This window comes from Bacillus sp. 5B6, from assembly GCF_000259405.1.
In the GTDB taxonomy this organism is placed as follows: Bacteria; Bacillota; Bacilli; order Bacillales; family Bacillaceae; genus Bacillus; species Bacillus velezensis.
The window spans coordinates 2,005,162-2,016,456 of sequence record NZ_AJST01000001.1; the positions used below are offsets into that span (position 1 = coordinate 2,005,162).

General features: G+C 47.7%; 10 protein-coding genes. All 10 read right to left on the reverse strand.

The genetic code is table 11. The features are described 5' to 3' along the window. Positions 1 to 20 precede the first annotated feature (20 nt). The 10 genes from MY7_RS09335 to trpE all read right to left on the reverse strand — a co-directional run bounded on the left by MY7_RS09335 (position 21) and on the right by trpE (position 11,079). Positions 21 to 1,292 (reverse strand): tetratricopeptide repeat protein, encoded by a 1,272-nt coding sequence (locus MY7_RS09335; RefSeq protein WP_020955994.1) that lies wholly within the window; start codon positions 1,290 to 1,292, stop codon positions 21 to 23. A gap of 316 nt (positions 1,293 to 1,608) precedes the next feature. Continuing rightward, the gene (gene aroA, locus MY7_RS09340) at positions 1,609 to 2,895 is read right to left on the reverse strand and encodes a 3-phosphoshikimate 1-carboxyvinyltransferase (RefSeq protein WP_007612224.1); all 1,287 of its coding nucleotides are present in this window, start codon (positions 2,893 to 2,895) and stop codon (positions 1,609 to 1,611) included. An 11-nt stretch (positions 2,896 to 2,906) separates the two neighbouring features. Beyond that, on the reverse strand, positions 2,907 to 4,022 hold the full coding sequence (locus tag MY7_RS09345; protein WP_007612226.1) for a prephenate dehydrogenase: 1,116 nt from the start codon (positions 4,020 to 4,022) through the stop codon (positions 2,907 to 2,909). A 51-nt stretch (positions 4,023 to 4,073) separates the two neighbouring features. After that, positions 4,074 to 5,156: a histidinol-phosphate transaminase gene (gene hisC / locus MY7_RS09350; protein ID WP_007612228.1), complete on the reverse strand. Its 1,083-nt coding sequence runs from the start codon at positions 5,154 to 5,156 to the stop codon at positions 4,074 to 4,076. An 11-nt stretch (positions 5,157 to 5,167) separates the two neighbouring features. Next, positions 5,168 to 5,965, reverse strand: a complete 798-nt coding sequence (gene trpA / locus MY7_RS09355) for a tryptophan synthase subunit alpha (protein WP_007612229.1) — start codon at positions 5,963 to 5,965, stop codon at positions 5,168 to 5,170. Continuing rightward, on the reverse strand, positions 5,958 to 7,160 hold the full coding sequence (trpB, locus tag MY7_RS09360) for a tryptophan synthase subunit beta (protein ID WP_007612231.1): 1,203 nt from the start codon (positions 7,158 to 7,160) through the stop codon (positions 5,958 to 5,960). Before trpB ends, trpA begins: the two co-directional genes overlap by 8 nt. Continuing rightward, complete coding sequence (locus MY7_RS09365; protein ID WP_007612235.1) at positions 7,141 to 7,794, reverse strand: phosphoribosylanthranilate isomerase; 654 nt, start codon at positions 7,792 to 7,794, stop codon at positions 7,141 to 7,143. The genes trpB and MY7_RS09365 overlap by 20 nt, the downstream gene beginning before the upstream one ends. Positions 7,795 to 7,798: 4 nt before the next feature. Next, a complete protein-coding gene (gene trpC, locus MY7_RS09370; RefSeq protein WP_007612237.1) occupies positions 7,799 to 8,551 on the reverse strand; it encodes an indole-3-glycerol phosphate synthase TrpC in 753 nt (250 codons plus the stop codon). Then, positions 8,544 to 9,560, reverse strand: a complete 1,017-nt coding sequence (gene trpD / locus MY7_RS09375) for an anthranilate phosphoribosyltransferase (RefSeq protein ID WP_007612239.1) — start codon at positions 9,558 to 9,560, stop codon at positions 8,544 to 8,546. Before trpD ends, trpC begins: the two co-directional genes overlap by 8 nt. Beyond that, entirely contained in the window at positions 9,532 to 11,079 is a 1,548-nt protein-coding gene (gene trpE, locus MY7_RS09380; RefSeq protein ID WP_007612240.1) for an anthranilate synthase component I, read from the reverse strand. Before trpE ends, trpD begins: the two co-directional genes overlap by 29 nt. Positions 11,080 to 11,295: the final 216 nt, after the last annotated feature.

An 11,295-nucleotide genomic window follows, 5' to 3' on the forward strand; every position in this document is an offset into this window, starting at 1 on the left:
AGCATGGTCCAAAATCCTGCTTATCTTAAAAATTCATCCTCTATCCGTAAGATTGTTTCTTCAAGCTCTTCGTTTGTTCCATCCATTGAAAGCACTTGTTTTAAAAGAGGCAGCGCTTCTTTCTGGAGACCCTCTTCCAATAAGAAGTGAGCGTATTCATATAAGAAATCCCGATCATCCTGATAATGGAGATACGCAGCTTCGAAGCTTTTTTTCGCTTCAGCGTATTGCTCAAGGCCTGTATAGGCACCCGCCAAATACCAATTGTATTTCGGATCTTCTTCTCCGTAGCCGCGGACTTCCTGAATCAGATCAATAATCTCTTCAAAGCTTTCTTCTTTATGATAGACGGCTAAAAGCGTATGGAGCGCTTCTACGTAACCCGGATCGAGCGCCAGCGCTTCCTGAAGAAGCTTTTTGCCTTCTTCTGCGTTGCCGAGCTTTAACGCCATTTTCGCCGCATAGAGAAAAAGCTCTTTATTGTATTCATCGTAAGTAATACCTTCTTTAGCGGTTTTTAATGCATCTTCATACATGCCTTCTGCCTCGTAGCTTTTTGCAAGCGGCATATAAAGCGATGAATAGGAAGGATCAAGCCCTTTTAAATCAGACAGCTGCTTGATGGCTGTTTTGACCATTCCCGCCTGATAGGCTGTGAACCCGTACCCGAAAATCGTATTCGGTTCTGTATGTTCTGCCGCCGCTTTTTCATACCATGAAATCGCTTCCTCAAATTCACCCGCCGCGCTCAATGACTCAGCCAGCCTCTGATGAACATTTACGCCGCCGATTTCGTGCCGTTCTTTTGCCGTCTCTTCATAGTAAGGAACGGCTTTTGCGTATGATCCCTGAGTGAAGTATAATTCCCCCAGAGCGAAATCAATAACAGGTTCATCTTGTAACATCGCTTTCGCCTGTAACAGCTTTTGCTCACTTACTTCAAATAAGCCCTGCATCTGATACAGATCAGCCATTAAAAGAAGGCTTTCCGCGTAAGACGGGTCTTCCGGAGAAATCGTCTCCAGCACCTCAAGAGCTTTTTCTTCTTCATCAATATCTATTAACAATTCGGCGTAAAAATTCGTCAGCTCAGACTCATCCGGATAAAGGTCATGCAGATCACTGATCAGCGCTAACGCTTTTTCGGCGTTTCCCCATTCATAGTAGAGCTGGGCTGCAATGGCTTTGTCTTCGTCATGAAGCTGCGTTTCAGCTTTTGAAAGCGCTTTGAGTCCCTTTTCGGTTTCACCTGCTTCAACTAATTTTATGGCTTCTTGAATCAATGTATTCAAATCAGACCGGTCCTTTCTTTTCCTAAACCTCATCAACCAATGAAAAGGGTTTTTATTCGGGTTATTCTTATCATAATTCAGACAGGGCCTGCCCGCAAATAAGATGCTTCACCCGGCATTATAGTTTATCAGAAAATGGTTAAGAGGAAAACGGCAAAAAAGGGGACGGCATCTTTATACGCAGACAGCACAATTTGTTCCGGCTGTTTCTGTAACGAAAACGCATTCCCCCTTTCTGTTATTTTCTGTTTAAGACAAGCTATGTCAATGCCCAAAATTTTATGACACATGAAGAAAAAAGCCCGAAGAATCGTCTTCAGGCTTTTTTGGCTAATTGATCTAAATGCTTAAAAAATGTCGGATATGAGACGTGGATCGCCTCAGTATCACGGATGTCAATCGGCTCTTCTGTCAGGCATGAAGCGATTCCGAGCATCATGCCGATGCGGTGGTCGCCGTGGCTTGACACATCGGCTCCGCCTGCAAGCGTTTTTTTGCCGTGTATTTTCATGCCGTCTTCAGTCGGTTCAATGTCTGCGCCGATTTTCCGGAGCTCTGATACGACGGTGTCGATCCGGTTCGTTTCCTTCACCTTCAGCTCCGCAGCGTCTTTAATGACAGTTGTGCCTTCAGCCTGCGTTGCCAAAAGGGCGATAATCGGGATCTCGTCAATTAAACGGGGAATGATTTCTCCGCCGATTTCTGCCGCTTTCAGATCTGAAGTTTCAATAACAAGGTCTCCGTAAGGCTCCGCGCTGTCCGCTTCTGAAGGAATCACTTCAAGTGAAGCCCCCATTTGCTTTAAGACATCAATCATTCCCGTGCGTGTCGGGTTCAGGCCGACATTTTTCAGCACAATCCGGCTTCCTGGAACGACAGCGCCTGCCGCGAGGAAAAAGGCCGCTGAAGAAATATCGCCGGGCACGAAAATATCAGCTCCCCGGAGCTTCTGACCGCCCGTTACGGAAGCGCTTGTCTCCGTTTCCGCAAGCTCGGCGCCAAAAGCGTTCAGCATCCGTTCCGTATGGTCTCTTGATTTATGAGGCTCAGTGACGGTCGTCGTCCCTTCAGCCTGCAATCCGGCAAGCAGCACGGCGGATTTGATCTGCGCGCTTGCAACAGGGGAGACGTAATCAATGCCTTTCAATTGTCCGCCTCTTACGGATAAAGGCGTAAATCCTCCGTCCGCTCTTCCGTCAATCCCGGCTCCCATCTGTTTTAAAGGCTCCGTCACCCTCTTCATCGGGCGCTTTGCAATACTTTCGTCGCCCGCTACCGTACTGTGAAATGGGCGTCCGGCTAAAATGCCGAGCATCAGGCGGATGGTCGTGCCGGAATTACCGACATCAAGAAGGCTGTCAGGCTCACAAAGTGCGTCAATGCCCTTCCCGTATATCGTTACATCACTTCCGTTTTGTTCAATGGAGACACCCATTTTTCTGAAGCAGGCAATGGTGCTCAGACAATCGGCTCCGGGCAAAAAGTTTTTTACCGTTGTCGTTCCTTCCGCGAGCGCTCCGAACATAACAGAACGGTGGGAGATGGATTTATCCCCCGGAATATGAATTTCACCGTTTAAAGACGTCACTTTTTCTCTTTTCAATGTTTTCCACCTCAGTCAGCGTAAAATGTGTCATATTTGGCGCGGGATTGAATGCAGGTTTCCGCGCGTTTCCGGTCATCATCAGTCTGGAAACTGATTCTGAGAATTCCGTTAATATCTTCTCTTGTTTCGATAATGCGGATGTTGGTGATACTGATTTTTTCTTCTGCCAATATCGCCGTAATTTCCGAAATGACCCCCGGATGATCGGGAACATCGACATAAAGGTCATAAAAGGACGGGATCGCTCCTTTTTGACGGAGCGGCAGACCGTCGCGATAATCTTTCGCTTTTTTAAAATATCCGAACAGGCTGTCCGCATCTTCATTTTCTACATAAGATTCGATCGTGTCAATCTCCCGCTTCCATTCTTTGAAGCGGTCAAGCAGTTTATCTTTGTTATGAAGAAGTATGTCCCTCCACATCGCCGGACTGCTTGAGGCGATCCTGGTGATGTCCCGAAAACCGCCGGCTGCGAAACGTTTCAAATACGGATAATCTTCTTCAGCATGATGAGCCTGATGTACGAGGCTTGCAGCAACGATATGAGGGAAATGGCTGATGACGCTCGTAACGCCGTCATGCTCCTCTGGGGTCATCTCCACAAAGTGGGCGTTTGCCGCTTTCAAGAGTTCCTTCAGATGCATTACTGACTCTTTAGAAGTTGATTTTCCGGGTGTTAAAATGTAAAACGCATTTTCGAATAAAAATTCTTTCGCGGCAGCGGCCCCGGATTTATGAGATCCCGCCATCGGATGGCCGCCGACAAATTGATAGTGAGCCGGAAGCACTTTGTCGGCGTAGCTGACGACTTTCTGTTTCGTGCTGCCCACATCCGTAATCAGGAGTTCATGGGTGATGTCTGATGCGGCCAGCACATCGAGCATTTTCAGCGTTTGGGCGACAGGCGTGGCGATAATGACAACAGATGCTTGCTGCGCCCCTTCCGTAAATGAACCGGCCCGTTCGTCAATAATTCCGAGCTTCAGCGCGGCAGTGAGCTGTTCTTCCGAAATATCCACACCGATAATCCGTTTATGCGGATGCTCCTTTTTGATGGCCAATGCGATCGATCCGCCGATCAGCCCGATCCCCGCAAGCAATATAGTATCCTTCATTTCACTCATTTCCTTTTTCAACTATTTTAATAGAGCAAAGAGGTGATGCTTGATCACCTCTTATAATATTTCAGCTAAAATTGTGAGAATTTCCTCATTCTGCTCTTTCGTACCGACCGTAATCCTTAACGCTGTCGGAAATCCGAGCGCCTGTCCTGAGCGGACGATATATCCTTTTTCCAACAGGGCTTGGAACAGTTCATCCGCCGGGCGGTTAAAATCAATGAGCACAAAGTTGGTTTGTGAAGGATAACAAGTTAATCCGTGAGTTTCTGCAAAATCATAATACTGCTTAAGGCCTGCTTTATTTTTCTCGACGCATTCCTGAATAAATGTCTGGTCATCAAGCGCTGCCAGTGCCGAAGCCTGACCGATTCTGCTCGTATTGAACGGCTCTCTCGCCGGTTCAATCTGGCGGATCAGCGCTTCGTCCGCAATGCCGTATCCGACGCGCAGCGCGGCAAGTCCGTACGCTTTAGAGAAGGTGCGGAGGATCATGACATTCGCATATTGCTTTAAAAGCGGAATGCTTTCTGGGTAATCTTCCGCCGTGACATACTCGTAGTACGCTTCATCAAGTACAACGAGTATATGCTCGGGAACTCTGTTTAAAAAGGCAATTAGCTCTTGCTCAGAAGTATATGTCCCCGTCGGATTATTGGGGTTGCATACCCATATGACTTTCGTCTTGCCGTCAATTGCTTCCAGCATCCGGTCCAAATCATGAGCGCCGTCACTGCGGAGCGGCACCTCGCGCACCTCAGCGCCTTCAATCACCGCATTGTGTCTGTATTGCGGGAAAGTCGGGGCGGCGGTAATCGTGTTTGCCTGATCATTTAATAAAGAACGGCAGATAATCTGCACAAGCTCATCAGAGCCGTTGCCAAAAATGATAGAAGATTCACTGACCTGCAGATGCTCACTGAGCCGCGTTCTCAAAGCGGCACTGTAACCGTCGGGATACAGCGCAAGCTGCTCAATCTCCTGATGCAGCGCATCTTTAGCGGCCTGTGAACAGCCGAACGGATTTTCGTTAGAAGCGAGTTTTACTACTTTCTCAAGCCCGTATTCCATTTTCACTTCTTCTATTGGTTTGCCCGGCTGATACGGTTTCAGCTGCCGCAGCTGTTCTTTAATCTGCAAATCCAGTCACCTCATTTTACACTGTACAGTCGCCCGAACGTCTTTGCGTATTCTTCAAATTCAAGAAGCGCATCAGCTCTTGTTCCGGGATTCACAAGCTTTGTTTTAAGCTCTTCAACTTTTTTGACAAGCGCGCTGCCGACAACGACACCGTCAGATATTTCATTCATCCCGTCAACCTGTTTGCGGTTTGAAATGCCAAAACCGACCGCCACCGGAACAGAGCTGAATTCTTTCACCTTACGAATGAAAGAGTATACAGACGGATCGAATTCGCTGCGTACCCCCGTCACTCCTAAAGAGGATACACAATACACAAAGCCGCAGGCCTGTTCAGTAATTATTTTCAAACGGTCTTCACTTGTCGGCGCAACCAGTGAGATATAAGCGATGTTCTCCTTTTTGCATGTCATTTGCAAAAGGGCGCTTTCCTCTAATGGAAGGTCGGGTACAAGCAGACCGTCTATGTCGTTTTCCCGCAGTAAAGCGAAAAAGTATTCTTTTTCTAATTGTAACACAGGATTATAATACGTAAAGAGGATAATTGGAATATGAACGCCGTTTTTTTTCATTTTGCCGCCAAGTTCAATTGCTTTTACGATATTCATTCCGTTTTCCAGAGCCCGTTTTGAAGCCCGTTGTATGACGGGTCCGTCCGCAAGCGGATCTGTGTAAGGAACGCCGATTTCAAGGGCAGAAGCGCCTGCATTCTGCAATGATATTGCCAGCTCAACAGAAATGTCAGGAAGCGGATCGCCAGCTGTAATAAAAGGGATAAATAATTTTTCAGAATCTCGCAGATTAAACATGTGTCTCCACCCCGTTTTCCAAAACATTCATCAGCGTATGAACATCTTTATCTCCTCTTCCCGACAAACTGACGAGAATGATTTTGTCTTTATCCATGTCTTTTGCCATTTCAAACGCTTTTGCCAGAGCGTGGGCAGATTCAATAGCCGGAAGAATACCTTCTGTTTCAGAAAGCAGACGTAACGCGGCAATCGCTTCATCGTCTGTCACGCTTTCGTACGTTACACGGCCGCTTTTATGCAGATAGGCGTGCTCAGGGCCGATCCCCGGGTAATCAAGGCCTGCTGAAATGGAATACGGTTCGATAATCTGCCCGTATTCATCTTGTATTAAATAGGTCATTGAACCGTGAATCACCCCGAGCGTCCCTTTTGCTATCGTTGCCGCATGCAGCGGCGTATCAATTCCTTTTCCGGCAGCCTCGGCGCCGATCAGCTCAATATCTTCGTCTAAAAAGGCCTGAAATATGCCCATCGCATTGCTTCCGCCGCCGACACATGCAACAACCTTGTCCGGGAGTGTTCCTTCAACCCGTCGGAGCTGTTCTTTCGCTTCCTCGCCGATGATTTTCTGAAATTCGCGAACGATATACGGATATGGGTGCGGACCCACTACAGAACCGATAAGATAGAAATGATCTTCACAATGCTGGACCCAATACCTGATTGCCTCATTCGTCGCATCTTTCAGCGTGCCGTTTCCGCTTGTGACCGGCACCACTTCCGCGCCGAGCAGTTTCATCCGGAATACGTTCAGCGACTGGCGCGCAACGTCTTCTTCACCCATAAAAACCGTACACTTAAAGCCGAATTTTGCGGCGGCTGTCGCGGCAGCCACACCGTGCTGTCCCGCACCGGTTTCGGCGATGATTTTCGTTTTGCCCATCTTTTTGGCAAGCAGAATCTGGCCTAACGCGTTGTTAATTTTATGAGAGCCGGTATGGTTTAAATCTTCTCTTTTCAGATAGATTTTCGCCCCTCCCAAATACTCTGACACCCTGTCTGCGAACGTTAATGCGGTCGGTCTTCCGGAGTAATCTAACAGTAGTTTTTTATATTCGGCATGAAAAACGGGATCATTCTTTAATTCTTTGAAAGCCGTTTCGATTTCCTCAAGGGGCCGCATCAATGTTTCAGGGACAAATTTGCCGCCGAATTCGCCGTATCTTCCGATTTCATTTGGATATGGATACATAGTGATTCATCCTTTCTTCTAAAAGCCGGATCAGTGTTTGATCCTTTTGTCCGTTTTTTTCAATTCCGCTGGCAAGATCTATACCGCACGGACGCGATCTCAGTAAGCCGGTAATCGTTCCAGGATTAACGCCGCCCGCGATAAAACAGCGCTTGTTTGCATTTTGAGCCTGCTTTCGGTACAAGGGGACACGGGCCCATGAAAACGCGATTCCCGTGCCGCCTCTCATTCCTTTTACTGAAGAATCAATGACATAGCCGTCGACAGCAGGTGCAAATTGAGTCATCTGACGAAGCGTCCCTTCCCCGTGATGGAGCGCTTTCCATATTTCCGAGCGCACAAGCGGACGGAGGCGGCGGGCATCCTCAGGCGATTCATCACCGTGAAGCTGGATGACGTCAAGTGCCAGATCAGAGGCGATTTGCGCGATGTTTTCTATCGTTTCATTTACAAATACTCCGACATGTTTCTTGTCTGTCCGAACCTGCTCTTTCCATTTCCGGACCTCATCCGGCGTTACTCTCCGTTTGCTTGCGGCAAAAATAAATCCCAGATAATCCGCTTCTGAAGCTGCCGCAAGTTCATAATCACGCTTCGATCGTATTCCGCAGTACTTTAACTCAGGCTTTTTCATATCGTCACTCCCCGAACAGTCCGCGGATCGCCTTTTGCTGCGAATCCTCTCTCATTAAGGATTCTCCGACCAATACAGCCTGCGCCCCGTGCTTGTTGACGAATTGCAGGTCAGCCAAAGAACCGATGCCGCTTTCGCTGACCAGCAGGCAGCCGTCCGGTACAAGCTGCGCTATTTTTTCCGTTTGCGAAACAGAAGTACGGAACGTTTTTAAGTCCCGGTTGTTTATGCCGAGAATGTCCGGCTGAAACACTTGTAAAATCCGTTCAAGCACAGTTTCATCATGGACTTCAACGAGAACGTCCATGCCCTTCTCGCGGGCTTCCAGATAAAGCTCATGAAGCTCTGAAGGTTCCAGCGCTTCCCCGATCAGCAAAATGGCATCGGCGCCGATCCTGAACGATTCCTCCACCTGAAGGGAATCAATAATAAAATCTTTTCTCAGCACGGGAAGAGACACGGTTTGTTTAACATCTGTCAGAAATTGATTTCTCCCCTGAAAAAAACGGGTATCCGTGAGAACCGAAAGGGCGTCGGCTTTAGCCGCTTCATAATCCGCCGCAATCGTTTCCGGAACAAAATGCTCTTTAATCAATCCTTTAGACGGCGAAGCTTTTTTCACTTCGGCAATCAGCCCGATAAAACGGTTCGGGTTCAGGAGCGCTTTTTTAAAAGACCTCCGTTCAATTTGACAGGTTTCCGGCAGCACGATGGATTTGATTTCTTCTTTTTTCTGCTGAATGATTTGATCAAGCATACATTTCTTCCTCTTTCTGTTTCAGACGTTCGAGCTGCCTTTTGGCATCTCCGTTTTGAATCGCTTCTAAGGCGGTTTTCGTTCCTTCTTTCAGATCGTTTGCAAGACCTGCCGTATAAATGGCCGCGCCCGCATTTAAGGCGGTAATATACAGAGCGGATGACGGAGCTCTATTTGCAAAAATATTCTGAATGAGGAGCGCGCTTTCTTCCGATGAACTCACTTGAATGTCCTTTAGTGAACCTTCTGTAAAACCGAATTGTTCAGGTGAAACGGAATATTCCAGACGTTCACCGTTTTTCAGTTCAATGATATCGGTCGGTGCTGTGATGGACAGTTCATCTAACCCGTCACGGGCCGACACAAGCATGACATGTCTGACATCAAATTGTTCCAGAGCGCTTGCCATCAGGCGCGCTTTATCAAATGAATAGACGCCGATCACCTGCCGCTTCACCTGCAGCGGGTTGCTGAGCGGGCCCAGCAGATTAAATACGGTTCGGAAGCCAAGCTCTTTTCTTGCGGCGGCGACGTGCTTCATTGACGAATGAAACAGCGGCGCAAACAAAAACCCCATTTGTTTCATTTCAATGCTGCGTTTGACGCTGTCTGGAGTGGCTTGAATGGAAACCCCCAGCTTTTCCAGCACATCCGCGCTGCCGCTTTTAGACGAAACGGAGCGATTTCCGTGCTTGGCAACTTTAGCTCCGGCGGCAGAAGCTGTAATTGCCGCTGCCGTGGATATGTTGAACGTAGAAATCCCGTCTCCGCCTGTTCCGCACGTATCAACGACATCCGTCAAGCCACCTGATGTCTGTGCCCGCGCCCGCATCACTTTTACAAATCCGGCAAGCTCCTCCGCCGTTTCACCTCGGTGGGCTAATACCGATAAAATCCCGCCGATCTCAGACTGCGACATGTCCCCGTTCATCATCATTTCCATCAGCTTTTCGGCTTCTCCGGTTTTCAGCGTACGGCCATTAACGCACGATTGCAGAAATTTGTTCATCCGTCTTCTCCTCCCCGCCAGAAAAGATGTCTTCTGCGATTTGAATCGTTTTTAAAAGCGCCCCCGCTTTGTTACAGCTCTCTTCATATTCGGCTTCCGGGACGGAATCGGCGACTATTCCCGCGCCCGCCTGCACCGATGCCGTACCGTTTTTGACACTCATGGTGCGGATGGTAATACACGAATCAATTGACCCGTCAAATCCGATATAAGCGATACATCCGCCATAGGTTTCTCTGGAAGTCGGTTCTAATTCATTTAAAAGCTGCATCGCGCGGATTTTCGGAGCGCCCGTGAGTGTTCCTGCCGGGAATGCCGACATCAGCGCGTCAACGGGATGGACGCCCTGCTTTAAACGGCCGGTTACAACAGAGATGATGTGCATCACATGTGAAAAAGAAACGACCTTTGTGAATTCCGGAACGGCTACGGAACCGTACTCCGCAACTCTGCCGATGTCATTGCGCGCAAGATCGACGAGCATGTAATGTTCAGCTTTTTCTTTTTCGTCATTCATCAGCTCTTTTTTCAGGCGTTCGTCCTCTTCTTTTCCGGCGCCCCTTCTTCTCGTTCCGGCAATCGGATGAATTTCCAGGTGCCTGTCATGCACGCGGATCAGACGTTCAGGCGAACTCCCGACAATGTCTCTGTCAGGCAGTTTGATATAGTACATATAGGGTGAAGGATTGATGATGCGGAGCACCCTGTACAGCTCAAATGAATGCCTGGATACCGGAATGTCAAACTTTTGCGAAAGCACCCCTTGAAAAATGTCTCCCGCTTTTATATATTCTTTCAGTTTATTAACACCGGCCATAAACTCTTCTTTCGTATAATTGGATGTCACATCGGCAAAACTTGGCGTGTCAAACGTTTCTTTGGAAAAAAACGGCTCTTTCATATCTTTCGATTCTGTCAAAATACCGATAAGCTTACGAAGCTCCGCGCAATTCTCTTTAAAAACGGCCCGCTTTTCTTCCTCCGTCTCCCGGCCGTTAAGCTCCGCATACTGAATGAAATGCACTTGTTTCGTTTCGTGGTCGTACGCGATGATTTTCCGGCAGACAAACAGCATGCATTTTTCGAAATCTGTTACTTTCGCGTGGCTTGGCACGGAAGGCTCAATCAAAGGAATCATGTCATAGCTCAGATAACCGACCGCCCCTCCCGCAAATGGGATATCAAGCTCGGGTGTTTTAATGCGGAAGCTCTCATTCATCCAGTCAAGCACGGCTTTTAATTCTCCGCCTTCAAAAAGCGTATGCCCGTTTGGATCAGCGGCAGTGAATATGTTATGACTCTCTTTAATCGTGATAAAAGGATCGAGGCCGATAAAAGAGTATCTCGACCAGCTTGACGACTCATCCTTGCTTTCTAAAAAATACGTAATGTTTCTGTCCAGTTTTTCAACCATCTGAATGGGTGTGATCGTGTCGACCGTAAAAGTCTCTGCGATTGGAATGGTGCGGTGTGTCAGACTGTCCTTTAAAAATAAAGAAACATCCGATTGTAAATTCATGATTCTCCTCCTTACGGTAAGGAGAATGAGATGAAGAGTGAGAGGAGTCTTGCGTATAAGAAATAAACCCAAAAGAAAGGCTTCTTTTGGGCAGAATAAAAACGTGTTTATCTCAGCTCAGCTAAACTCATTCTCTGCTACCCTATTCTAAACTCAACTGTTCAATATCTTACTTACCAGCTCTATACACACTCTTGTGTATTTCTAAGCTTTGTT